Source organism: Halomonas sp. BLK-85 (assembly GCF_044792155.1).
Classification (GTDB): Bacteria; Pseudomonadota; Gammaproteobacteria; order Pseudomonadales; family Halomonadaceae; genus Vreelandella.
In genome coordinates, this window is the sequence record NZ_CP087731.1 from 14004 (window position 1) to 39230 (window position 25227).

Here is a 25227-nt window from a genome sequence, read left to right on the forward strand (position 1 = left end):
ATATTCTGTAATAAAGAAAATATTATGAATACAAGAGTTGAATTACGAAATAGCTATTACAAACCGGTAATCCATATTGTTGTTATTGAGTTTCATCACCACAGCGAGCTCATATGTAACCTTATAAGGGTGCTTGAGCTTGAGAGCTTCAAAATTTCTTTAATCACAGTGCCAGAAGTGCTACAGCAAATTGATAGAAAAGCTCTAGACGAAATAAGCCAGTTAACTGTGTTTTGCAAAAATGATAACGAAAATATAAATTCATTCATAGAAAGCATGAATTCTGTTTTTGAGTCAGCAGATATACTCTACTTTAATACAGTAAGGCATTTTTGGTCTGAGTTATGTAACATACCCATTAAGGCACCGGCAATCATTCGTATTCATAACTCTCACGCGGATCTTGCACCGTCCAGCCATTTTTATCGGCCGATGTTAAACTTTCCTGCCATATTTTCACATATGGTAAGAAAGGTTTGGATTTCTGGCGAATGGCGAAATAGAGAGAGGTTTCTTAGTCAGATTGACTACTTCATGTTTCCTAACCAAGCAATAACTGATTATGTTTCAGGTAAAGGTTGGGTAAATAACGATAGAATACTGCCACCTGTTATGCCATTTGGTTTTCTCGGAAATGCTGAGGTTTCTATAGATAAAAAAATAAATGAACGTATAACTATAGCAATTACGGGTAAAGTAGATAGCACAAGAAAAAATTATAATCTTGTTTATGACGCGCTAAAAATCTGTATTAATAGACTGCATTATCCTGTTCGTCTGGTGTTGCTTGGGAAAGCAAGTGGTAAGCAAGCCTCCCGTATTATTGAAAATTTAAAGTCTCTTGAGTCTGATAGGTTTTCTCTAGAATATAGTAATGACTATATTTCACAAAAGAAATTTAATGACATCATCTCTGAAGTTGATTTTATATTGGCGCCAATAGAAGTTCAGACCCGGTTTAGAAAATATAGAGAAATATACGGTAAAAGTAAGATGTCAGGCATTGAAAACGATATTCTTTTGTATAGAAAACCTTCTATCATAACGTCTGAGTACATAATTAAAGGAGAAATTAGTAAAGTTGTTAAATTCGTGGAACCTTTACCTGAGGATTTAGCGGATGCAATAGTTGAGTGGGTGAACAAAAAAAGGTACGTTAAGTTAAAAAGAAATTTCTCCGAGATGAAAGCTTATCAACCCGAATCCGTGGCCAAAATGTTTTATGAACTGTGCTCAAATTTAATTCGCAAGTAGCCTGGGCTTCTAAGTGTAAAGTTGTTTAAATAACGCTTTAAATTTTTTTAAGAAAGTTTTATTACAAATTTTTTACAAATGATCATAAAGCCAGTATATAGCTTGCTTAAAAATCTTGGTTTTTACAATACTTACCATTGTTTTTTGTAATTATCATCACAAATACCGTCTTGCTATTGTTTCAAGCTGGTTGAACTTTTTTAGGAAGCTAGTTCTAGTCAGTGGATTATATGACCAAGGCTTTGGTGGTTCGTACTGTACACAATGTAGAAAATCTTCAGCAATAGGCAGGATTTCATGAGGTCTGTGTTTTAGATTATTTGCTTCTTGTTTAGTCAGTGGCATGAAAGGATAGTAACCGCACTTTCTTTTCTTTTCTGCTATTTTCAGGGCAATGGTTTTCTTTTTTCCTCGATAAGCAGGTACTTCAGGAAGCCACATTGCAAATGGAGCGTAGAGGTACCCTAATTTTGAGAATCTTTTTTCTGCTGCGCTATTATTTGCGGGTTCTGATCTTAAAAAGGACCATTGTGCAGTAATAAGGCGTTCTGGTTTTGTTATCAGTAGAGCAGAAAAATATGTACCTGAACTACGCTTTGAATTCTCTCTGAAGTAAAGGTTGAGATCTTTATTATATGAGTATTGCGCTCCTTTTGTAAGATTTATTCCACGTATAAAACATGGACTGATAAATCCTAAAGAAGGTGAACTTGCGAATGCTCTTTTAATCTCAATTATATCTTCTTCATCAATAGGTCTTACTAGTTGGGTGTCATCTTGTAGGTAGCAAAGCAGTTCAGCACTTGAATATGCCTCAAATGCTTTCTGCATATTTCCATACAGCCCTCCCAGGTGATGTCTTGAATTAATATTTTCATCAGGCTGATAAACCATATACTTTTTTTTAATTTCTTTCAGTATTTCAATTGTTTCGGGGTCATCGCTATTGTCATCAAATATAGCGACTGTGTGATTTGGAGCACACTTTTCTATTGAAGATATACAGTTTTGTAGAAAACGCCCTCTGTTAAAAGAGAATACGCAAAAAATCATTTTATTTCCTCAAGTTGTCTTAAACCGCAAGGTGTCTGTTTGATATTATTCTTTTTTGAATTAATTCTGAGTGCTTTGTTTTCAGCTACTAATTCAGGATCTTTATATCCACGTTTATGATCTAGATGAATGACGATAGCATTATAGCGAACATGTTTTGGACGGACCCCTGAATTTACAAGCCTTATACCAAATTCTCGATCGAGCCCACCCCATGGCATTCTTTCGTCAAACCCATTGACGTTGATAATATCTTTAAGCCAAACAGAGCCATTAGATCCTTTAAAGTTACAAGAGGTTGGTGTTAGTTTGTTATAAATTTTTGCTTTGATCTGACCAGCGGTAAGTTTGCTGTTTTTATAGCTCTTTTTCAGCCCGTGTTCTTTCAGCCAATCAATATTAAAGCACTTACCTGAGGTGATGTGTTCACGAGTAATTGCTTTGCTCGTACTCATAGGTAATTTATGGTATCCACCCGATAAGTAAGTGTCAGGACATGCCTCTTGCGCGTGTACTTTTAAAAAATCAGACCGTGGTATACAATCTCCGTCAGTGAAAACTACGTATTCCGAATCTACCTGACGAATAGACTTATTGAGTATGCGACATTTACGAAAACCCTTGTCTTCTTGCCACACATGTTTTATTAGCAAATTCGTTTCGTTGCGTAATCGATCAATTACCTGTCGTGTCTCTTCACTTGAACCATCATCACCGATAATGATTTCGAAGTCTTTATGCTGTTGGACACTGTAGCCCCATAATACCTTTTCAAGCCAGACCGGTGAGTTATAAGTCGTCATAATAACTGATAGTTTCATTTTCTTTCCTGATTCAGCCCGTGATGAGGGTTGTCAAAAAAAACCTAGCTTTAGCTTTTTATCATTATCTTGTAAATAAAATATGTTCTAATATATCATATTGATTCTTAATGTTGAACCTTGGTGAAACACTTGCGCTGATTCTTTTTATATACGCTTATGATAACATTGCTTTTTTTAACCCCTGTCATTTTAATTGGTGCTGTAAAGTCAGACTTTGACCAATAAAATATCCCGAACCTCTGCCTGTATCGGGCAAGAATTTATGAGCTATTTAGTTACGATTTATTTTTGGCTACTGTCTTAAACACTTGATTCGGGACGCGGGCAATATGCGGCGAGCATTCTCTCATATACTTGCCTACTTGGTATAGTGGCATTCTACCAAGTTATGAGCTAATTGTATGAAAGGCATGAGGCACCGCCTTACTTAATAAGTATCGTTCCGAAGTAAAGTAGGTGGTACTTTCACTTTAATTCCGAATATCTATTTAGTTTGCACCACATCCAAATATAAACTACAGGAAACCAGATTATTATCCAGTACGTCTTCACTGAGTATATTATTCCTTGGCCTGTAGTAGAGCCTAGTAAAGAAACAAGTAATAACAGGCTTAAGAGCCTGATTTTTATACTAGTGCTATATGGAACATAGAAAATACTTTTTATTACTATTATGCACATGGTTATCATAAATAGCGAGCCAATGATGCCTGTTTCGAATAAAGTTCCCAAAAAAATACTGTGGGGGTGAGTAACTACGACATCGTTAGGCTCCCAATACGCGTTTGTTGCAGGCAGCATTTGAGGATCATTGTCCAGCCCAAAACCTATCCACCACGAGTCAGGCGGAAAATTTAAGTAACCATACCAAATATCTAACCGATATGACATGCCTCTTGATAAAAGATCAGCAACGTATTGTTCAGTACCATTTATAGCTACTGCGATTATGCATCCTGCCAGAAAAAAAGAAAGAACAGATAGACCAAACTTTATATTCGCCCTAGCCCAAATTTCGATAGATGCTATAAATATAGTGTATATAAATAATGCTCCTATTGGACCTCGGCTCTCTGAAAAAAGCACTGCCAAGACAACACTTAATGCAGTGACTGAAAATAATATAAGGTGAGGTTTATTATTCAATTGCTTGTTCGTGACCAACATGAAATGGGAAATCGCCAAAAGTATAATCAGGACGCTACTAGCCTGAATTGGATTATGGAGACCTCCAAGGCCCGATAGTCGCCCCTCTAAATTATCGAATAGCAAGAATTTAAAAATGGCAGCAAGTGCTGAAAATAAAGTAATCCACAGCAGGAATTTAGACCACCATTCCTGTTTTGTAATAACATTTGGCATCCAAATCCAGAAAGCAAGTAAACAGAATGATACTTCGATTGTCCAACGTATTGCCCTTATTTGAGATTGGGTATTACCATAATCTGTAAAAAACGTAGCTGCAGCTGCGTATAAAAAAAAGAGTAATGCTGTAAACAGCAGTGGGTCCTTATAGTTCGTTATATTCTTTCTTTTAAAAAATAAAATTACTAGGGAAGGAATAACTATTACATGAAAAAAAATTTTATACATTTCTTGGTGTGGAGCCAAAACAGCTAAAAACAGCCAAATTGGTAAAAGAAGCTGTATTTTATCTTCGACTAATTGAGATGCATATTCCCAAACTGTCGTTTGCGGGTTATCTTGCTTCATTTATGAGTAAGGCCTTTATAATATAAAAAATTTTAGCAAATTTTATTTTTTTTATCCCGCCAACGAGATTGCCACACGCGTAATATCTTTCTTAACTTACTGTGTGCTTTATTTTCACCATACCGCCCTTTGGCCACATGTCGGATTCGGTAGACGCCGGGTATGTTGATAGGCTTTCCCTGGGTTCTGAGTAACCAGCGGAAAGCGCGGTCTTCGTGACATTTGGCGAAGCTGTTCACCGGTTGTTGATACAAGCCAATGGCTTGGCAGTAGCCCACTTTTCGGCACACATCGCCGTGGGCAATCTGTAACGGTCCGGTGGCTTTAGTAATGGTTCTGGACGTAAACGCTGTCGTATCAATATCCAAGACCTTTGGTTCTTTGTTTCCTGTCTGCAGCATGGGATTATTTTCTGCCAGCAGGTCTGTTGTACGTTCTTCTTGTGGAAACAGTAATGCATCCTGGCGACCCTGAAGGCTGGCAGCGAGGCTGTCGAGGCAGTTTTCGCGGAACATAAGGTCACAGTCAGTAAACCAGACCCAGTCCGCGGTTGTTGCAAGCGCTGCACGGTTTCGTCCAATGCTCCGCCGAAATAACGACTGTTTTGGAATAGGCTGCCAGTTCCAGGTTACCCCGGGCACCTGCTGTGTTTTGAAGAAGGCCAGCAGCTGGGCTGTGTGTACATCCTCGGGGCTATAGAACACCGTCATGGTGACATCAAGCTTGTGAGGCGGAAATAAAACCAGTGAACTGAGCTGATAAACAAGGAAATGAGAATAATTCCAGCAGTGGCTGACAACTTCCAACTGAAGCTGTCCGGTGTTAGCTGCCCTGTTCTGTCGCAAGGGGAGGTTAGGTTCGAACCATTGTGCTGGTACCTTACCGCCGGCTGCAAAACGGAAGAAAGCCAGTTTTATCGTATTCCACATCATTAATTTTCCTGGCAGTGCTGTTTCATGTGGCTGAAGGTAAATCGTGCTTTGCAGCCGCGCCGTCAAGGGGGCATGGATATTAACATAGCAGATTAATTCATATCATCTTAAGACAAGCGTGGAGTGCCTAATAATGGCGTTGCGATCACCATGGGTCAGTCGGTTGTTCGGTATCCTTGAAGTAGAGGCGTGACCGAGACGCTTGGATCAAATTTGTGTATGGAGCTTTCAATTCTGTTCAGGTTTGCTTTTTTCCATTCCCCGGGGCGTCGTAACCGACATCGGTCCAGATCAATCAGCCAGGGTTTGTGTTGTGAATCAATCAGAATATTGCGTGCGTTAAGATCTACATGATCCAGGCAGTGGTCATGGAAGCGGCGAATCATGCGCCCAACGGCTATGAGCAAGGCTTTCAACGTGTCTTTTGATATCTGCTGGTCGTTTAAGCAATCTGCCAACGCGCGGGCACCCGGTATGCGCTGGGTAATAAGCGCAGCCTCATAGGTGAGTCCATGACGACTGACCCAGGCGGCAATTGGACGAGGAACGGGCAGTCCCCGTTCAAAAAGATGTGCATTCAGGCGCATTTCAGCAAAGGCGCGAGTGCGTTCGCGTCCCATCCATAGATACTGGTTACGGCTTAGCCTGGCAATCAGTCCGCCGCGCAGGTAATGGCGAATGACCCATTCCTGGTAGCAATCGGGATCTGGCTTCACGAAAAGACTGTTGCCACGGCCGGGGGCCTCACCGGTTATGCGGCCACGTCTCTGCCAGTAGGAGGCGGTAAACAGTGCTGGCTGAATCTGGTGCGACCCTGCTGCATCACATAAACTGTCTGCATCGTATAAGATCAGGCAGTCCTGCTGTTGTATAGTGGTTAAGCGCATGAGGTTCTCTTTGCTCGGCCAAGCCCGTTCAGGCTTCGTCATCAGACGAAATATGCAACAGGGTGCCGGCCGTTCGGGCTTGCCAGTGTTATTGTCATCAGGCGCTTATTACCTGAATAATCAATTTGATGGTGTACAGTTTACTGGCTTGGGGGTGAGCGGTCGAGGTGGTCGTTTCTGGTAGATTCTCTCCCCATTGATTGAAACCCCATGCTGGACATATTGCTGGGGAGAACCGCCATGCGCCAGAGGAGGCGACGTTATAGTGCTTAGCTTTGAAGGCCGAATTTTCATCACGGCAATGATCGCCACCATACTGGATCGTGAAGGGTGAGGGTGGACTGGCCGCGTTTAGGTTATTCAGCCGCTCTGTATGCGCTGTCCCCGTTGGTCTGGTGGCGGGTGTGGGGTGAGCAAGTGCCCACTTACCAACGCCGGCAGCGGCTTGGCATTGAGTCGTCAGCACGTTCAGGGCATGCCTATATCTGGCTGCACTGCGCGTCAGTGGGTGAAGTGCGCGCCGCCCAGCCGCTTATCAAGGCGTTGCTGGCGCGTTATCCAGGCCATCATCTGTTGTTGACTACCATGACCGCTAGCGGCGCACAGCAGGTGCAAGCACTTACTCACCTATCCTCGCGATTGATTCACCGTTTTATACCACTAGACTTCCCTGGCAGCGCCAAACGCTTTATACACCACTGGCAGCCTGCGTTGGCCATCCTGTTTGAAACCGAGCTTTGGCCCAATCTGATTGCCTGCTGTCGGCTAAATCACATCCCCGTCGCTGTGGTCAATGGCCGACTGTCGCCCCGGGCATTCGAGCGTTATCAGCGAATTCGCCCGTTAATGGCCAATACCTTACGTCGTATTAACTGGCTGGCAGCCAAGTCTCAAGCCGATGCCGAGCGTTTTGAGTTACTCGGCATGTCAGCCAAACGGACTCAGGTCGTTGGCTCGCTCAAGTTTGAAATTACCCACAAAAAAGGCACTGAAATTGATAGTAAGTGCTTACTTCGTGAGCTGGGGCTGGATACCAGTAAACGCCCTGTCTGGGTCGCTGGCTCAACTCGGGAAGGAGAAGAAGCCGTGCTGCTTGCGGCCCACCGCAAGCTTTGCCAGCGGTACCCTGATGCGTTATTGATACTCGCGCCGCGTCATCCGCAGCGCTTTGGCACGGTGGCACAACTGTGTGAGGCGGCGGAGTGTGTTACAGCGCGTAGAAGCCTGCAGCAGCCGGTAACATCACAAACCCAGGTGTACCTGGCAGATACCCTGGGTGAACTGGAGCAGTTCTACACAGTAGGGGATGTGGCCTTTGTCGGCGGTAGCCTGGTGCCTTTAGGTGGCCATAACGTGGTGGAACCGGCAAGCCTAGGGCGCTTCACCCTCTGCGGTCCGTCTCTGGAGAACTTTGAGGATGTGGCCAAGCCTCTGCACGCTGCCGGAGCGCTGGAAAGCGTGGCCGATGAGCAGGCACTTGTGGCAGTACTGGTAGACGCTTTTGATGACCCCGAGGAGGCGGCGCGCAAAGGGACCTTGGGGCAGCAGGTTGTCGAACAGCAGCGCGGCGCGCTTGAGCATACGCTGGCAGGTCTGGTTCAGTTACTGCCAGCGGATGGGCAATATCCGGATTAGCGCAGCGCAGTTCGCTCGACGCCCTTTGGCGTGCCCAATAGCAGCGTATCGGCACCACGAGCGGCAAACAGGCCATTGGTCACCACGCCGACAATATTGTTCAGGCGAGTTTCCATGCCTTCTGGATCATCAATCATGAATTCATAGCAGTCGATGATCTGGTTGCCGTTATCCGTCACCACCCCTTCACGGTAAACCGGCTCAGCGCCGAGTTTGACAAGCTCACGGGCCACATAGGAGCGTGCCATGGGAATCACTTCAATGGGCAGGGGGAATTCACCCAATCGAGCCACGGACTTTGAGCCATCCGCAATGCAGATAAAGCGCTCAGCGCAGGCGGCGACGATTTTTTCCCGCGTCAAGGCTGCACCGCCGCCCTTGATCATATGTAAGTGAGCATTTACTTCGTCTGCGCCATCGATATAAAAAGGGAGCGTGCCAACCGAGTTAAGTTCGAGCACGTCAATGCCCTGTGCTTTCAGGCGGCTGGCACTGGCATCAGAACTGGCAACAGCGCCCTTGAAACGGTCACCCAAACGTCCAAGGCGGTCGATAAAGAGGTTGGCTGTGGAACCTGTGCCAATGCCCAGCACAGAATCTTTTTCAAGCCATGGTTCGATTTCCTTGATAGCGGCATCTGCTACTGCCGCTTTGAGTTCATCCTGGGTCATGGTCAGCCTTTTTAAGCAATAAAAACCAAAAAGTGTGTCGTCATACATGCAGTATAAAGGTTCAAACAGTCCTAGACGACACTGGCCAGAATCTGCTAACAATATCCGCTTTATCTTAAATCAGTCTGATAAGCCGCCAACGAGAAACCTACATGCTTGAAGCTACAGTGAAAAAGATCCTTAACGCTCGCGTTTACGGCGCTGCGCGTGAGACCCCCATTTCTTCCGCGCCTCTTCTGTCACGTCGCTTCAACAACAAGATTCTGATAAAACGCGAAGACCTGCAGCCGGTGAATTCTTTCAAGATTCGCGGCGCCTTCAACAAGATGTCCCAGCTGACAGAAGAACAGAAGGCCAAGGGCGTGATAGCGGCATCAGCGGGAAATCATGCCCAGGGGCTGGCCATGGCAGCCAAGCAGATGGGTGTCAAGGCGGTGATTGTCATGCCGCGTATCACGCCGGAGATCAAGGTACAGGCTGTACGCGGTTGGGGCGCCAAGGTGGTACTGAAAGGTGATGCCTTTGCCGCTGCGGCTGAACATGCCCAAACGCTGATAGCCGAGCATGGTTATACCTACATTCCCCCCTTTGACGATATTGATGTGATTGCTGGCCAGGGCACCATAGCGGTGGAAATGCTGCGCCAACATCCCGAACCGATCGATACCCTTTTTGTGGCGGTGGGCGGCGGCGGGTTACTGGCCGGCGTTCTGGCTTATGTCAAGTATCTTCGTCCCGAGATCAAGGTAATAGGTGTGGAATCAGAGGATAGCGCCTGCCTCAAGGCCGCCATGGACGTCGGTGAGCGGGTGGTGCTGGATCAGGTGGGGGTCTTTGCTGAAGGGGTGGCGGTTGCTCAGGTCGGAGAAGTGCCTTTCAGCATTATTCAGGGGCTTGTGGATGATGTCATCACTGTCAATGCCGACGAAATGTGTGCTGCCGTTAAGGATATTTTTGAGGATACACGGGCAGTTCCCGAGACGTCCGGAGCGCTTTCCCTGGCGGGGTTGAAAAAATATGTTCAGCAAACAGGGGTCGAAGGCCAGACGCTGATGTGCATCAACTGCGGGGCCAATATCAATTTTGATCGCCTTCAGCATATTGCCGAACGTGCCTCCTTGGGTGAGCAGCGTGAAGCTATTCTGGCGGTCACCATTGATGAAAAGCCCGGCAGCTTCAAGAAGTTCTGTCGCACTCTTGGCAAGCGCATGGTAACGGAATTTGGCTACCGCTATTCGAATGCCAGCGACGCACATATCTTTGTGGGTGTGCAGGTCAAGCCGGGGGGAGAAGACCGCCTGGCGGTTATCGAAAAGCTGGAAGAGGCGGGCTATCAGGTTGAAGACCTGACTGAAAACGAACTGGCCAAACTGCATACCCGTCATCTGGCAGGTGGGCGCCCAAGCGAGCACTTTGAAGAAGAACTTTATCGCTTTGAGTTTCCTGAGCGTCCGGGGGCACTCATGAACTTCCTGACCAAGCTGCCTCATGATTGGAACATTTCACTGTTTCATTATCGCAATCATGGCGCAGCTTATGGGCGCGTACTGGTGGGTATGCAAGTGCCTAATGGTCACCGAAAATATGTTGAAACGAATCTGGATGCCATCGGCTATCGCTATTGGAAGGAAAGCGACAATCCGGCGTATCGCCTGTTTATGGCCTAGGGTCTGTTGACGGCATGTCAGTTGATTGTTGATGGGTCTGACGCCCTGAGTGATGCCAATAAAATTAATCAGAGTTAAGTTTACGTTGAAGAGCGTTGGGATTCCTGATTGGGCATTGATTGAAGGTACCCATTGGCTCTATAGTCGACGCATCAACTTATCTACTATTCATTTGTTCTCGCCATGGGTGATACGTCATTATCAGGCTTGAACCTTTTGAAGTGCACTTGAATAGTCATCTTGATCACTGCAACCATTCTTGGAGAAGGACAACATGCGCCGTAAAAAGCCGGATGCGATCATGGCATTATTCGTGATCTTTGTACTGGGAGTCTTGGTCACCGGGTACGCTCAGGCGTTATCCGGTAACTGACAGGCGAGTATACAGGGCTGCATTCTTCCCAGGGTGCGTCTTCTTCTGGAACTTCTGGCGTCCGTGTCGGCTACTGACTGACACGGACGTTTTTATTGGCTTGAATGTCACTGCTGCGGAGAGGGGCTGGGCGGATAACTCTCTTATCTGTCACGATCGCGCTGAGCGGGATGTCCCAGGGTTCGACAGGAAGCGAGTCAACTTCCTGGCAGGCGTGGGCAACTCCCATCAAGCGTGGCGCAGGTCGACGGTGACGAACAAATGCCAGGGTGCGATCATAATAGCCCCCTCCCATTCCCATCCGGTTGGCCTTTGCATCAAAGCCGACCAAGGGCACCAGCATCGTATCCAGTGCCCAGGGGGGGATACGGTTGCGCTTGTGAGCACTGAACTGGGCGGCAGGTTCCCAGATGCTATAACGGTTCTTTACCATGGGCGTATCTGGCCGGTAAGCGACAAACCATAATGTATTATCTGCCAATGGACGCAATACAGGTAGGTAAACCTTAACACCTCGGCGATATAGCCAGGGCAGCAAAGGCCTGGGGTCAATTTCACCGTTGAGCGGTAAATACAAACTGATGCGACGGGCGCGCTGGATTTCGGGCAATTGCTTTAATTGCGCGCATAGTTTGTGCGAGGCAAGGCGTTGAGCCTGGATTGAAAGGCTTTTCCGGCGGCGTCTGAGTTCGCGGCGTAAAGAAGCCTTGTCTTTACCTGATGCCAGAATCACTGTGGGCGCCTGAGGCAGCGCTGGCGAGGCGAAGCTGTCGTGCGTCATATTAAGGTTCCCCAGAATGCCGCTGTCGTTCTGGCCCTGAACCCAAAGGTTCAGGTGGGTGGCCGCAGCCAGCCCATCAGGCTTTCCGTCACGCGGACATGCACACAGGACTGGCTAGCATTTGGCCCCCTAGGTATTGCGCATAGGCTCAAGGGACGTAAACGACTGGCGAACACCCCAGGGAACTGGACCATACTAACAGAGCCACTCCATATCCCAAAGATGAGCTGCACATTTTGCGAACTGATTGTGCAATGGTTGGCTAACCCGCATTTGGAAACAATACGTTGTGGTTGTCATGATGGTTTATCGGTGCCGCTGGCCGGTTCGCGGCTTTTTGTCAGTGCGGTTTCCAGGCGTTCACTCAGTCGGGTGATATCGGCCTCGTAATTTCGTTGGGCGTCTCTGGTTTCCAACAGTTCATTGGTAATGTTGAGCGCGGCCATAATGGCAACCCGTTCGGTACCCAACACACTGCTCTGTGCCTGGATGCCCTGCATGGCACGGTCCAGGTAGCGAGCGACCCGCTCGAGTTTCTGCTCTTCACCCGGGTCACAGGCAATGGTGTAGTACCGCCCTAACAGGGTGATATTCGTGGTTGGACGCTTGGCGTCACTCATTGATAGCTCCGGCGCGGGCCAGCGTGGGCCCGATGCGTTAATATCAACGCATGGAAACATGCGCACAACCTCAACTATAAGGAGCCACTGTTGCGGGGTCAATCCACGCCGTCAGCAAGACGAGCGCAGGCGACAGTCGCACCAGGGTAATACGCACTCTTACATACCCCAACACCTGATGGATTCTTTTATGTCCCTGATCGATGAACGCCAAGAGTTTTCTGATATTGCTGATGTATTTCTGCTGCATGGCAGCATGCAGTCGCCCGCTTTTCTTGACGGTCGCTTATGCGGGCTGTTGGCGCTTCGAGATATTTCAGCGTCGGCATGGCTGGAAGAGGTATGCCTGAGTCTGGGCGTCGAACAGCCGGCGGATACCCGCAGTGGTGAGCGTCTGCTGGGTTGGCGCAAGCAGACGCTGGAGGCCTTGAGTGCCAGCGATCTCAACTACACCCCCTTGCTGCCGGATGAGCTTTTCTCTCTGGCAGAGCAGGCACAAGGGCTGAAGGACTGGGCGCAAGGTTTTAATGAAGTCATTGACGATGTGGTGGATGATGAAACGCGTAAGCGCTGGTCCCAGCCCTTGTGCGAGGCCCTTGATGATATGCCAGCCATTGCAGGGATCGACGCCGATATTGATGATAGCCCTGAAAATGAAAACGATCTGTTTGCGCTGACCGAGCACGTGCGTATGACGGCAATGTTGCTGTATACCGAACAGCACCCCGGCCAGCCGCAGGTTGAACAGGCCGATGCGCCCACTCACTAGATAGAGGCAGGTTACTGGACACAAGCAAGATATTGAAAAGCTGACATGACTGGAGACGCTATGCAGTCCGATTTGATGTTACCGCCCGCCCCGATTGCACCACAGGTTTATCAGGCACGCCGTGCGCGGTTGATGCAGAAGCTGCCAAGCCACTCGGCGGCCTTGATCCCGGGGGCATGCCTGGTAACCCGCTCCCGCGACAGTGAATACCCGTTCCGCCAGGACAGTGATTTTTATTACCTGACCGGCATCGTCGAGCCTGACGCCCTTCTGGTGTTGTTGCCTGACGGTAGCGATGAGGGGGGGCAGAGCGTGGTGTTCTGCCTGGATCGTGACCCGACCATGGAGGCCTGGACGGGTCGACGCCTGGGGGCTGAAGGCGTTATGCGTGAGCATTTGATTGAGCAAGCATTTGAAAACGCAGAGCGTGAGAAGCAGCTCAACAACCTGCTTGGTGGGCGTGAAATGCTTTATTTTCCCTTATCCAATCCAGAGGCTCAAAGGTTGGCCGAACAAGCCTATCGGCAAGCGCAGGCGGCTCAAAGGCGCGGGCACCCGACGCTACAAGGTTGGTTGGATATTGCGCCCTTGATCCATTCCATGCGACTTATCAAGGGTGAAGAAGAGCTCACCTTGCTTCGTCATGCGGCCGCTATTTCGGCCCGAGCTCACTGTCGTGCCATGCGCGTTGCCGCACCCGGGCTGCATGAATATCAACTGCAGGCTGATCTGGAACATGAGTTCGTGTGGCAGGGCGGCAGCGGTCCTGCCTACAGCACCATTGTGGGCAGTGGTGCAAACGCTTGTGTTCTGCACTACATTGAAAATGCTGCTCCGCTCAAAGCGGGGGAACTGGTGTTGATAGACGCTGGCGCAGAATATGCCCTTTATGCCGGCGATATCACGCGCACCTTCCCTGTGTCAGGTGTCTTCAGCACGCCACAGCGGGCACTTTATAGCCTTGTTCTCGAAGCTCAAAAAAATGCGGTTGCAGCTGTTCGCCCTGGGACAACGCTTAATGAGATTCATCAGGGCGTCGTGGATGACCTGACAAAAGGCCTGATAGCGCTGGGATTGCTTGAAGGTGAGCTTGATGAGTGCATCAAGGCTGAAAGCTATCGGCGCTTCTATCTGCATTCCACTTCTCATTGGCTGGGTCTGGATGTCCATGATGTGGGCACTTACCGCCTGGACCCTGACACCCCTCGTCCCTTGGAGGCGGGTATGGTGATCACTGTTGAGCCAGGGCTTTACATACCGAACGACGATGACATTCCTGACGACTATCGTGGCATCGGCATACGCATCGAGGATGATGTGGTGGTGACTGCTGAAGGCCACGAGGTGATCACCTCTGATGTGCCTAAGGAGATGGACGATATTGAAGCTCTGATGGCTAATAAATAACCGTCTGCCGGCATGGCTTATTATCTATTATGTAATTTACATTACGATATAAATAGTTGATTTTTAATTATTATGCTTACTGCTGAGCTTTCAGCCTGGAAAGCATAACGAAGGTCTAGGACTGAGAGGGCGCAACGATGGCGATGTCCAAGCAAACAGTCACTCACGATATTGTGATCATAGGAGGAGGACTGGTGGGTGCCAGCCTGGGCTGTGCGCTGGCACCCCTGATCAAGCAATACGGGTTGCGCGTGGCGGTGATTGAAGCAACCACCCTGCCTGAGGCTACTGAACCGCCTGGCTGGCAGCCAAGTTTTGATGCCCGTGCCAGCGCAATAGCCGAGGGTTCAGCGCAGCGTTTTCGTCGCTTGGGTATATGGGAGGCGATGCAACAGGAAGCCTCTCCGATCCGGCGCATTCACATCAGTGAGCGTGGGCGGTTGGGCGCAACGCGGTTGAATGCGCAAGATGTTGGCGTTGCGGCGTTGGGGCACGTCATTCCGAATGCCTGGATGGGACGCGTCTTGCATCATGAACTAAGCGGTTTGCCGCTTGAATGGCATTGCCCGGCGCGCGTTGAGCAGCTGGCTCCGGTGGTTGAGGGGCACCATCTGACATTATCGGATGGCAGTAAACTGGTAGCAGGACTAACGGTGCTGGCGGATGGTGGTCGCTCAGGGCTCAAGGAACAACTGGGTATTCCCAGTGCGCAGACGTCCTATCAACAGACGGCCCTGATTACTCATGTAGGTGTCAGCCAGCCCCATCAAGGCATTGCCTATGAGCGTTTCACAACGGATGGCCCCATTGCACTCCTGCCGTTGCCGGGCAATGCCATGGAACTGGTATGGACGCACCCCAGCGGGGATGAAAAGGCCAGGTTAGCGCTGAGCGACAGTGATTTTCTTGCCCAGTTGCAAAAGGCGTTTGGTGACCGCGCCGGGCGTTTCACCCGGGTAGGCAAGCGGCATGTCTATCCGCTCAAACTCACTACCGCAGATGAGCCGGTCAGGCCCGGCCTGGTGGTGTTAGGTAATGCGGCGCATGCGCTACACCCAGTGGCCGGGCAAGGCTTTAATCTGGCGTTGCGAGGGGTGATGGATCTTGTCGACACCCTGACTCAAGCCCTGGCACAGGCCCGTTTTGAGAAAGCGGAGAATCACTTGAATGTTGCGGATACTCTGGGTGCGATGGAGACGCTGACCCGCTTTGAACAGTGCCGCGAACGCGATCGCGCTAACGTGATCCGCTTCAGCGACGGTCTGGTAAAGCTGTTTGGCCTCGATTGGCCGCTGTTGGGACATGCGCGTGCGGCGGGTTTGATCGGCCTTAATCTGGCCGGGCCGCTGCGCCGCAGCCTGGCTCGCCGGGCAATGGGTATAGAACGTTGAGTAAGCAGCTGTCAGAAAAAGGACGACCAGAAACGTATTGCCATAGGATGTCGAGTCAATGCAATCAGTGGATCAACAACGAGCGGCATTTGATGTCGTGATAGTGGGAGCCGGTATGGTGGGCGCCAGCTTGAGTGCTCTTTTGAGCAATGCCGGCATGCGGGTTGGGCTGGTAGAAACCCGGCCAGCGCCGCTGATGCCAGCAGAGCGGGGTGTTGATACACCGCCAACGCCCAGGGTCAGCGCCTTGACGCCTGTTTCCCAGCGTTTGCTGGCCCATCTTCAGGCATGGCCCGATATGCAGGCTGACCGTGTCACGCCTTATTTCTTCATGCACGTCTGGGATGGAGAGGGCAGCGGAGATATTCATTTTTCAGCCGATGAAGCCGGGGTGGCAGTGCTTGGGCATATTGTTGAAAACGACGTCACCCTGGCGGCACTGAATCAGCAGTTGATCCATCACCCCAAGGTGACACGTTTTAATGGCGCAACGGTGCAGGCCTTGCAGACGGGCGCCAGGCAGCGCTATCTGGTACTTGATGATAGCCGCCAACTTCAGGCGCCTCTGGTCGTTGCAGCGGACGGAGCGCGTTCACTGCTAAGGGAGATGGCAGAAATCGAAGTGCGCGAAGAAGATATGGGACACACTGCAGTGGTGGCCACGGTGCGCTGTGAAAAGCCTCATGGCAATACCGCGCGGCAGGTGTTTGTGGAGGGTCAGCCATTGGCCTTTCTACCCTTGACGGTACAGGGTGATGATCATTATTGCTCGATTGTCTGGTCTGTTGAGCCCTCCAGGGCTGAAGAGCTGTGTGCTCTATCCAGCGATGGTTTGGGCAAGGCGCTGGCAACCGCCCTTGAGCATCGACTTGGCGAGGTCGACGTGCGTGATCAGGCCCATTGCTTTCCATTGGTTCAGCGCCATGCGCGGCATTACGTGTCAGCGAATTTTGCACTCGTGGGTGATGCGGCACACAGCATTCACCCGCTAGCCGGGCAAGGGGTTAACCTTGGCCTGATGGATGCAGCTGTATTGGCAGAAGAGGTTATCAATGCCTGGCAGCGTGGTGCCGCCTGGGGTGATGAGCGTATCCTCAGCCGCTATGAGCGTCGCCGCCGTACAGACAACACGGCCATGCTGGCGCTGATGAAAGGCTTCAAGGCATTGTTTGGCTCGCGGCATCCAGCCCTGATGCTGGCGCGGAATATGGGCATGAGCAGTGTCGATCACCTGGCGCCTCTCAAGCGTGCTCTTATGCACCAGGCAACTGGCGAGCGGGGCCGCCTGCCCGCCAGCTGCCGCTGAGGCTTTTGTCAACGTCGGCGGCGTTCCACCACATTCAGCGCTTTGAGCAGGTTGAGTGCTTCGCCCAGCTGATAATCATCGCGCAATCGCTGCGACATTGCCTGGCGGTCGCGGGCTTCATTTTGCGACTCAAGGTGTCCTTCAAGGTCGGCTTCGCGAACTTCCCGACGGCTTTCAGCGACTTCCAGCCGACCGCGCACAACATCAACATCGGGGCTGATGCCTTGTGCCTGAATGGAGCGACCGTCAGGCGTGTAATAAAGCGCAGTGGTCAGCTTCAGGCCTTCGCCATTGTCCAGCGGCATAATCTGCTGTACTGAGCCTTTACCAAAGCTGTCAGTGCCCATGATGACACCGCGGCGTTGATCCTGAATGGCACCTGCGACGATTTCTGCCGCTGAGGCGCTACCGCTGTTGATCAGCACCACCAGTGGAACTTCGGCAGCCGGCGTATCAGTAGTCGCTGAATAGGACATCTGTGTATTCGACAGGCGCCCCTCGGTATAGACGACCAGGCCGTCATCCAGGAAAAGATCAGCAATATCCACAGCACTTTGCAGGATACCGCCAGGGTTATTACGTAAATCCAGCACCAGGCCCTTAAGCGCTTGGTCAGCGGACATGCGTTGTAGTGCCTGACGTGCCTGCTCGGCAGTACGCGACTGGAACTGGCTGATACGCAGGTAGCCATAACCGCTTTCGAGCAGTTCATGCTTGACGCTTTCGCTGCGAATGGCTTCACGGATCAGGGTGACATCCCGTGGGGTCTCCTCACCAGGGCGCAGGATGCCCAGGGTCAATTCGCTGCCTGGTTCGCCGCGCATCAGGCTGACGGCTTCCTGCAGCGACATGCTGTCAGTCGGTGCGTCGTCAATACTGATGATCAGGTCTCGCGACATCAGCCCTGCGCGGGAAGCTGGGGTGTCGTCAACCGGCGTAATAATGGTTAACTGGCCATTTTCCATGCCCACCTCAATACCGATACCGCCAAATTCACCCTGTGTCGACTCTCTCAGGCTGGTGAACTCGTCTTCATCCAGGTAGGCAGAGTGTGGGTCGAGCTCACTGAGCATTCCGCGCATGGCATTACGTAACAGGGTACGGTCATCAACGTCTTCGACATAGGCGCGCTTGATGCGCTCAAACACTTCGGCAAAGGTCTTGATTTCCTCAAGTGGAAGATCGTCAAACTGACCTTCTGCATCAGGGCTGATAGAATCAGGCGACTGTGCTGTGGCAATGACCGGAGCCGTCAGCAGAGTAACGGGAATAAGTACCGCCAGTGCCTGCTTGACGAGGGTTCTTACCACCTCAACTGATAGCGTCATGATGACTCCGCAAAGCGTTAGGCAGTTATGCTGCCGAATGTATGTTGGCTAATCATGCCGTTCGCACAGCAGACAACACATTAGCCGCCCCAGCTTATCCCGTCAGCGCCGTGCAATCCATTGCTCTGGATTGGTAGGCTTACCGCTCTGGCGTACTTCAAAGTAAAGCCCTGCTCGAGGCTGCCCGCCAGTGTCACCCACCCGGCCTATTTCATCACCGCGCTCAACGGCTTGGCCCGGGCTGATACTAAAGCGCTGCAGGTGAGCGTAAAGCGTCATCATATGGTCACCATGGTCAATAATCAGCAGGTTGCCAAAACCGCGCATCCAGTCAGCAAAGACCACACGCCCTTGGTGCACGGCGGTGACCGGGGTGCCGGCACTGGCCTGAATCATGATGCCCTCACGGTGTACCCCGGTGTCCTGATGAAAACCTTGTTGCAGGCGACCCTGAACCGGCCAGGGCATATCGCCCTGAGTCTGAGTGAAACGGGTACTCGGTGATGGGCTGGAGAGGTTCACCATTTCCTCTCGAATGCGCTGAAGTGTTTTACGTGCTGCTTCCTGATCCGCCTCTAATGCAGCCAATCGTTGTTCTTCGTTTTGATGGCGGGCATCCAGCTGACTGACCAGCTGCTGTCGCTGAGCGGTTCGGCTGGCCAGTGCTTCACGCTGCGTTTCCAGCTCGCTGGCAAGTTCATCCAGACGGGCCTGGTGGGTCTGCAGTTCATCCGCAGAGCTGGCCAGGCGGGTATCCAGTTCGGCAATTGCCGCCATGCGCCTTTGGCGTGCCTGGCCAAGCCGGTTCAGATAGGCTTGCATGCGGTCCAGCTTTGCTGGGTCTTCCTGGTTAAGTAGCAGCTTGATCTGTCGGGTTGGCCCCAGCCGATGAAGCGCGACGAGTTGTTCACTCAGAGCCGCTGTCTGCCGGTGGCGCTCTTGTATTAGCTGCTCACGCTGTTGACGCACTTGGCTGGCTTTGTCGTCAAGCTCTCTTCGTTCGCGCTGAAGTGCGTCCAGGCGCTTGTGTGTCTCGGCAAGCTCAGTTTCGATCGCCTGGAGCTCGCGGCTGGCCTTGTCGCGCTCTGAGCCTGTGGCGGTCAAACGTTTGGCGACGTTTTCAATCTTCTGACCAATGCTTTCCAGTAGTCGTTGGGCACCGGATTCACTTTCCGCCTGCCCCAGGGCTGGTGTGACCAGCCCTATGCAGCATATAAAACCCAATGCGGCAAAACACTTCATGATGATCTCTCAGTCGAGGGAGATCAGCGGGGTTCCCGTCATGGCGTCGGGCACTGGCTGATCCATCAGCGTAAGCAGGGTAGGGGCAAGATCACAAAGCCGTCCATTGGTTAATGTTCCCGAGCGTTCACCCACATAGACAAGCGGCACAACAAAAGTGGTATGGGCCGTTTGAGGCTCACCGGTTTGCGGGTGAACCATCTGTTCGGCATTGCCGTGATCCGCCGTGATCAGGCAGGCGCCATGGACGCGCTCAATGGCCTCAACAACACGGCCAACGCATTCATCAACGGTTTCAATGGCTTTGACGGCGGCAGCAAAATCACCGGTATGGCCGACCATATCGCCATTGGCGTAATTGCAGACAATCAGGTCAAAGCGATTATCGTCAATGGCATCAACCAGTTTGTCGGTAATGTCCCGTGCACTCATTTCGGGCTTTTCATCATAGGTGCGCACATCCTGTGGAGATGGCAGCAGGATGCGTGTTTCGCCGTCGAATTCGTTTTCCCGGCCACCCGAAAAGAAGAAAGTCACGTGCGGGTATTTTTCTGTTTCAGCAATGCGCAGCTGGGTCAGCCCACGCTTGGCGACCACTTCACCCAGCGTATCGTTGAGATCTGATGGCGGGAACGCCGTTGGTGCAGGGATATCAGCGGCGTAGCGGGTCATCATTACCAGGCCATCGCCTGCCAGCCGGGGGCAGGTGCGGCGCTCAAAACCACTAAAGTCGGGTTCAGCGAAGGCGCGGGTCAACTCACGTGCCCGATCAGCGCGGAAGTTGGCAAAAATCGCGGCGTCACCGTTTTGCAGCGTGACTGACTCACCGTTATTGACAATACGGGTCGCTGATACAAATTCGTCGGTTTCTCCGCGCGCGTAAGCCTCCTGCAGAGCCTCTTCAGCACTGGCGGCGGTAAAGTCGGCACGGCCTTCGGTCAGCAGTTCATAGGCCTGACTGACGCGTTCCCAGCGATTGTCACGATCCATGGCGTAAAAACGCCCAATCACTGAGGCAACAAAGCCATTATCGGCCCCAACCAGCGTTGCCAGGTGAGCATTGGCACGTTCAATAGACGGGCGTGCGCTTTCCGGCGGCATATCGCGACCATCCAGAAAGGCATGGATATAAATGTGCTTGGCGCCGCGCCGTGCCGCGAGTTCAGCCAGGGCCAGTAAATGATCTTCATGGCTGTGAACACCGCCGGGTGAGAGCAGCCCGATCAGGTGGACGGGGCGCTGGTTAGCCACGGCAGCGTCAATCGGCTGAGTGAAGACCGGATTGCCATCCAGGTCGCCGTCTTCAATGGCCTTGGTAATGCGGGTGAAATCCTGGTAAACAATGCGTCCGGCACCCAGATTCATATGACCGACTTCCGAGTTGCCCATCTGGCCGTCAGGCAACCCGACATGGCGACCATCGGTATGTACGAAAGCGTGGGGGCGCTGAGACAATAACGCATCCATGACAGGCGTATTGGCGCTGGCGACAGCGTTATGTTGAGCATCAGGGTTGTGGCCGTAGCCATCCAGGATAATCAGCGCAACTGGGCGCGGTGTACTTGTTGTGTCCATTAAAGCCTCTTTATTGCCGAATGCAGATCGGTTCGGGGGTCGCGACTCACCGACGCTTCGGGCATCATAGCGCAGGCCGTGCGGGTTCGTCATGATATCAGCCTGCGCACAACCGTATGTGGCGTGTATACTGTGGCGTTTAAACGGCGGCAGTGCCGCTTTATTTCCGCATTGACCAAGAGATTTTGCACGCGATGATCGATCAGCTGTTCGAATTCGTACAAAACCATCCCTTGCTGGTGGGCGCTTTTCTGCTCGTTCTTACCGCCTGGCTTGTCTATGAAACGCGTAATGCTGCTACCAGCGGTGTGACGTCTACTCAGGCGACCCAGCTTATCAACCGTGAAGATGCAGTGGTGCTTGATCTGCGCGAAAGCAAGGATTACAAGGCCGGGCATATCGCGGGTGCGTATAATATCCCGCAAAGCAGTCTTGATAGCCGCATGAACGAACTGGAAAAGCATAAAAGCAAACCGGTAATCGTTGTCTGCAAACATGGCCAGAGTTCAGGCGCCGTACAGGCGAAACTGACCAAAGCCGGGTTTGAGCGTGCGGTGAAGCTCAAGGGCGGCATGATGCAATGGCAGGCGGATAGCCTACCCATGGTGAAAAAATAACCCCCGATCCAAATTGAATTCAAGGAGTCTCCAATGGCAGAAGACAACAATACCAACCAGGCAGCCGGTGCCCAGTCTGAAGACAAGCCGCAGCTGAAATTCTCGCTGCAGCGCATTTATGTCAAGGATATTTCGTTTGAAGCGCCGAATTCGCCCGAGGTCTTCAAGCAGCCGTTCAAGCCCAAGGTGAACCTGGATCTGAACACTACCAGCAATCAGGTGGCAGATGATCAGTTTGAAGTCGTCGTCAAGGTCACTGCGCGGGTCGATGATAACGAAAGCGGGACGGCATCCTTCCTGGTTGAAGTCGAGCAGGCCGGCCTGTTCCGTATTTCCGGTATTGAAGGGGCCCAGCTGGATCAGACCCTGGGTGCATTTTGCCCGAACCTGCTGTTTCCCTACGCACGTGAATGTGTCGATAGCCTGGTCAACCGTGGCGGTTTCCCGCCGCTGATGCTGGCGCCCGTCAACTTCGAGGCCATGTATGCCCAGCGCAAGCAGCGTGAAGCACAGCAGGCAGAAGACACTCAAGCCTGATCAGCATGGATAGCGTTGAGTGGTCTTCTGAATATGCCAGAATGCCACGTATCCATGTGCCAGCGGCTCTGACTGAAGGGGCCACATTGGCCTTGCCCGAAGGACCGGCGCGTCACATCACCCGCGTGTTGAGAATGTCGCCGGGGGCGCCGCTGGTGATCTTCGACGGTCACGGTCTTGAGGCCGGCGTGCGTCTGGCAGAGGTGACACGCAAGCAGGTCACGGTAAGCGTGGAAGCCTTGTGGCCCGGGCAAGGTGAGTCGCCGCTGATGATTCACCTCGGCCAGGCCGTTTCCAAAGGTGATCGTATGGACTACGCCATTCAGAAGGCGGTGGAGTTAGGCGTGAGCTGTATCACGCCGCTCTATACGCAACGCACCGAGGTGCGTCTGAAAGGCGAGCGGCAAGCACGCAAGCAGGCTCACTGGCAGGCTGTTGCGGCCAGTGCCAGTGAGCAGTGCGGGCGCGCCGTGGTTCCTGAAGTACATCCTCCCCAAACGCTCGCGAGCTGGCTTGAGCAGCGCGATGAAACGCTGCGATTGATGCTGCATCTGGCCACCGGGCGTCCTTTTCATTGTGCTGAGACACCTGCCAGTGTGGCCTTGCTGATTGGCCCGGAGGGTGGCCTGGCAGCTGACGATATCAAGGCAGCTGAACGTGTCGACTTCACCCCATTGACGCTGGGGCCGCGTGTGTTGCGCACTGAAACCGCCCCTGTTGTTGCCCTGTCGCTGCTTCAATATCATTTCGGTGATCTTTAGCCCTGATGCTGGGCAGACATGCTTCTCTTTTCTCATTATCTTCAGGACACCTTCGCCATGGCTTCTGATCCACGCTCTTCTTCCCCTCCTGCCTCCGCCGTCAGCGCGTCAATCGGAGAAGTTGCCTACCTGACCGTGACGGCTGTCACCAGCGTGGGTGCCTTTCTGCGCTGGGGGCCACCCAAGGATGTCCTGCTGCCTTACAGCGAGCAATCATTCCGTCCGGAGGTTGGCAAACGTGTTCTGGTCAAGTTGTATGAGGATGATCAGCAGCGTCCGGTGGCCTCGATGCGCCTTGAGCGCTTTTTACAGGATGAAGCCTGGTCGCTTTCCCAGGGTGACCAAGTGACTCTGGTGGTGGCAGAGCGCACAGATCTGGGCATGAAAGTGGTGGTTAATCACACCTATTGGGGGCTGATCTATCAGGATGATCTCACTCAGCCACTGCGTCGTGGTCAGGGGCTGACCGGTTTTGTCAAAAGGCGTCGTGAAGATGGCCGTCTGGATATCTCGTTGTTACCCCCCGGTGAGTCTCGGCTGGATGTGGTCGGGGAAAAAGTGCTTCAGGCGTTGCGTGAAAGTGGGGGGTATCTGCCTCTGGGCGATAAAAGTAGTGCCCAGGAGATAAAGGCGCGCCTGGGTGTCAGCAAAAGTGCCTACAAGCAGGCGATAGGGCGCCTTTACAAGCGTGAACTGATCACTATTGAACCGTTGGCCATTCGCCTGCAGCCGGGTGTGGCCGCTACCCTGATGCAGTAATCAGCCCGATAGGCGTCAGGTTTGGCGTCAGGCACACCCTGTTGCATACTGCCTGTCAAGAAAGCAGAACCTGTTTACCAGGGGCAACTACTTACCTGTCTAATTCCGGAAGCACTGTTCAATGAGTCAATCAAGTCTCCGTCTGGGCGTGGTGATGGATCCCATCGCCGATATTGCCTACAAGAAAGATACTACCCTGGCTTTGCTGTGGGCCGCTCAGGATCGCGGCTACCAGCTTTATTACATGGAGCAGGAAGACCTGTTCCTTCAGGAGGGGAAAGCATTTGCCCTTATGCGCCCGCTGAATGTCCATCGCGATGCCGGGCACTGGTATGATCTGGGGGATGCTGAAGCACGCGCGCTGTCCGAGTTGGATACTATTCTGATGCGCAAGGACCCGCCGGTCGATGCAGACTTCGTCAATGCGGTTCACCTGCTGGGGTTTGCTGAGCGGGAAGGGGTTCAGGTTGTTAATCCCACCGCTGCCTTGCTGCAATGCAATGAAAAACTGTTTGCCCAACAGTTTCCGCAGTGCTGTGCGCCTACCCTCGTCTCCAGCCGAGATGAGGTGCTCCGTACTTTTCAGGCAGAGCATGGCAACGTGATCTTCAAACCGCTAGACGGTATGGGCGGTACTGGCATCTTCCATATTGGCCCGGATGGTCGCAATATTGGTGCTGTGATTGAACAGCTGACCCTGCGTGGCCAGCGTCAGATTATGGCCCAGCGTTATCTGCCGGAAATCAAGGATGGCGATACGCGTATTCTTCTGGTGGATGGCGAGCCTGTGCCCTTTGGTCTGGCGCGCATACCCTCAGCGGGTGAAACCCGTGGTAATCTGGCTGTCGGAGGGCGGGGTATCACCCGAGAACTAACCGAGCGCGATCATTGGTTGATCCAGCAGGTACAGCCGATGATCCGTGAAAAAGGACTGCTGTTTGTGGGGCTGGATGTGATCGGTGACTACGTCACCGAGATTAATGTCACCAGCCCTACCTGCGTACGCGAAATTGACGATCAGCGTGGTACCCATATTGCCGGTCTGCTGCTCGATGCTATTGAGCGCCGAGTCATACCGTCAGCCCGAGACTGAAAAATTTGCCCGTAAAGGTAAATGTTAGGAGC

23 protein-coding genes and 1 other RNA gene are annotated in these 25227 nt (G+C 51.8%); 12 read left to right on the forward strand and 12 right to left on the reverse strand.

Going from position 1 to position 25227, the window contains the following annotated elements; all coding sequences use genetic code 11:
• The first annotated feature begins 24 nt into the window (after positions 1-24).
• Positions 25-1254, forward strand: coding sequence for a hypothetical protein (locus tag LL947_RS00050; protein ID WP_499833570.1), 1230 nt, complete (start codon positions 25-27; stop codon positions 1252-1254).
• Positions 1255-1410: 156 nt separating this feature from the next.
• On the opposite strand, the gene LL947_RS00055 is transcribed toward LL947_RS00050, so the two are convergent.
• The 5 genes from LL947_RS00055 to LL947_RS00075 form a co-directional block, all read right to left on the reverse strand.
• Positions 1411-2307, reverse strand: a complete 897-nt coding sequence (locus LL947_RS00055) for a glycosyltransferase (RefSeq protein WP_499833571.1) — start codon at positions 2305-2307, stop codon at positions 1411-1413.
• Entirely contained in the window at positions 2304-3128 is an 825-nt protein-coding gene (locus tag LL947_RS00060) for a glycosyltransferase family 2 protein (protein WP_499833572.1), read from the reverse strand. The genes LL947_RS00055 and LL947_RS00060 overlap by 4 nt, the downstream gene beginning before the upstream one ends.
• A 468-nt stretch (positions 3129-3596) precedes the next feature.
• A complete protein-coding gene (locus tag LL947_RS00065) occupies positions 3597-4844 on the reverse strand; it encodes an O-antigen ligase family protein (protein WP_499833573.1) in 1248 nt (415 codons plus the stop codon).
• A gap of 32 nt (positions 4845-4876) precedes the next feature.
• Complete coding sequence (locus LL947_RS00070; RefSeq protein WP_499833574.1) at positions 4877-5776, reverse strand: hypothetical protein; 900 nt, start codon at positions 5774-5776, stop codon at positions 4877-4879.
• 155 nt (positions 5777-5931) lie between these two features.
• Positions 5932-6663, reverse strand: a complete 732-nt coding sequence (locus LL947_RS00075; protein WP_499833575.1) for a 3-deoxy-D-manno-octulosonic acid kinase — start codon at positions 6661-6663, stop codon at positions 5932-5934.
• Between the two features lie 336 nt (positions 6664-6999).
• On the opposite strand from LL947_RS00075, the gene waaA reads away from it, so the two are divergent.
• On the forward strand, positions 7000-8298 hold the full coding sequence (gene waaA, locus LL947_RS00080; protein WP_499833576.1) for a lipid IV(A) 3-deoxy-D-manno-octulosonic acid transferase: 1299 nt from the start codon (positions 7000-7002) through the stop codon (positions 8296-8298).
• On the opposite strand, the gene rpiA is transcribed toward waaA, so the two are convergent.
• A complete protein-coding gene (rpiA, locus tag LL947_RS00085; protein WP_404415007.1) occupies positions 8295-8969 on the reverse strand; it encodes a ribose-5-phosphate isomerase RpiA in 675 nt (224 codons plus the stop codon). The two genes, waaA and rpiA, sit on opposite strands and share 4 nt — an antisense overlap.
• Before the next feature lie 152 nt (positions 8970-9121).
• Here rpiA and ilvA point away from each other — a divergent pair, with 152 nt between their 5' ends.
• Positions 9122-10636, forward strand: a complete 1515-nt coding sequence (ilvA, locus tag LL947_RS00090; protein ID WP_499833577.1) for a threonine ammonia-lyase, biosynthetic — start codon at positions 9122-9124, stop codon at positions 10634-10636.
• Between the two features lie 443 nt (positions 10637-11079).
• Here ilvA and LL947_RS00095 read toward each other — a convergent pair whose 3' ends face one another.
• The 3 genes from LL947_RS00095 to LL947_RS00105 form a co-directional block, all read right to left on the reverse strand.
• On the reverse strand, positions 11080-11790 hold the full coding sequence (locus LL947_RS00095; RefSeq protein ID WP_499833578.1) for a 5-formyltetrahydrofolate cyclo-ligase: 711 nt from the start codon (positions 11788-11790) through the stop codon (positions 11080-11082).
• A gap of 4 nt (positions 11791-11794) precedes the next feature.
• A non-coding RNA gene (gene ssrS, locus LL947_RS00100) (6S RNA) lies at positions 11795-11977 on the reverse strand.
• A gap of 109 nt (positions 11978-12086) precedes the next feature.
• Entirely contained in the window at positions 12087-12410 is a 324-nt protein-coding gene (locus LL947_RS00105; RefSeq protein ID WP_290823214.1) for a cell division protein ZapA, read from the reverse strand.
• A gap of 190 nt (positions 12411-12600) precedes the next feature.
• Between LL947_RS00105 and LL947_RS00110 the strand changes: the two genes are divergently transcribed.
• From LL947_RS00110 to LL947_RS00125, 4 genes are all read left to right on the forward strand, one after another.
• On the forward strand, positions 12601-13179 hold the full coding sequence (locus LL947_RS00110; protein ID WP_290823215.1) for a UPF0149 family protein: 579 nt from the start codon (positions 12601-12603) through the stop codon (positions 13177-13179).
• Between the two features lie 60 nt (positions 13180-13239).
• Entirely contained in the window at positions 13240-14586 is a 1347-nt protein-coding gene (gene pepP, locus LL947_RS00115; protein WP_499833579.1) for a Xaa-Pro aminopeptidase, read from the forward strand.
• Positions 14587-14723: 137 nt separating this feature from the next.
• On the forward strand, positions 14724-15977 hold the full coding sequence (gene ubiH / locus LL947_RS00120) for a 2-octaprenyl-6-methoxyphenyl hydroxylase (RefSeq protein ID WP_499833580.1): 1254 nt from the start codon (positions 14724-14726) through the stop codon (positions 15975-15977).
• A 58-nt stretch (positions 15978-16035) separates the two neighbouring features.
• Entirely contained in the window at positions 16036-17283 is a 1248-nt protein-coding gene (locus LL947_RS00125; RefSeq protein ID WP_499833581.1) for a UbiH/UbiF/VisC/COQ6 family ubiquinone biosynthesis hydroxylase, read from the forward strand.
• 8 nt (positions 17284-17291) lie between these two features.
• Here LL947_RS00125 and LL947_RS00130 read toward each other — a convergent pair whose 3' ends face one another.
• The 3 genes from LL947_RS00130 to gpmI all read right to left on the reverse strand — a co-directional run bounded on the left by LL947_RS00130 (position 17292) and on the right by gpmI (position 21428).
• Positions 17292-18611, reverse strand: coding sequence for a S41 family peptidase (locus tag LL947_RS00130; RefSeq protein WP_499833582.1), 1320 nt, complete (start codon positions 18609-18611; stop codon positions 17292-17294).
• Positions 18612-18713: 102 nt separating this feature from the next.
• A complete protein-coding gene (locus LL947_RS00135; protein ID WP_404415031.1) occupies positions 18714-19853 on the reverse strand; it encodes a murein hydrolase activator EnvC family protein in 1140 nt (379 codons plus the stop codon).
• Positions 19854-19862: 9 nt separating this feature from the next.
• Complete coding sequence (gene gpmI / locus LL947_RS00140) at positions 19863-21428, reverse strand: 2,3-bisphosphoglycerate-independent phosphoglycerate mutase (RefSeq protein WP_499833583.1); 1566 nt, start codon at positions 21426-21428, stop codon at positions 19863-19865.
• 194 nt (positions 21429-21622) lie between these two features.
• On the opposite strand from gpmI, the gene LL947_RS00145 reads away from it, so the two are divergent.
• From LL947_RS00145 to gshB, 5 genes are all read left to right on the forward strand, one after another.
• Entirely contained in the window at positions 21623-22045 is a 423-nt protein-coding gene (locus tag LL947_RS00145; RefSeq protein ID WP_404415037.1) for a rhodanese-like domain-containing protein, read from the forward strand.
• Between the two features lie 33 nt (positions 22046-22078).
• A complete protein-coding gene (secB, locus tag LL947_RS00150) occupies positions 22079-22582 on the forward strand; it encodes a protein-export chaperone SecB (protein WP_290823223.1) in 504 nt (167 codons plus the stop codon).
• A 5-nt stretch (positions 22583-22587) separates the two neighbouring features.
• A complete protein-coding gene (locus LL947_RS00155; protein WP_499833584.1) occupies positions 22588-23343 on the forward strand; it encodes a 16S rRNA (uracil(1498)-N(3))-methyltransferase in 756 nt (251 codons plus the stop codon).
• Positions 23344-23400: 57 nt separating this feature from the next.
• Positions 23401-24102, forward strand: coding sequence for a CvfB family protein (locus LL947_RS00160; protein WP_499833585.1), 702 nt, complete (start codon positions 23401-23403; stop codon positions 24100-24102).
• A gap of 121 nt (positions 24103-24223) precedes the next feature.
• On the forward strand, positions 24224-25195 hold the full coding sequence (gshB, locus tag LL947_RS00165; protein ID WP_499833586.1) for a glutathione synthase: 972 nt from the start codon (positions 24224-24226) through the stop codon (positions 25193-25195).
• Positions 25196-25227 lie beyond the last annotated feature (32 nt).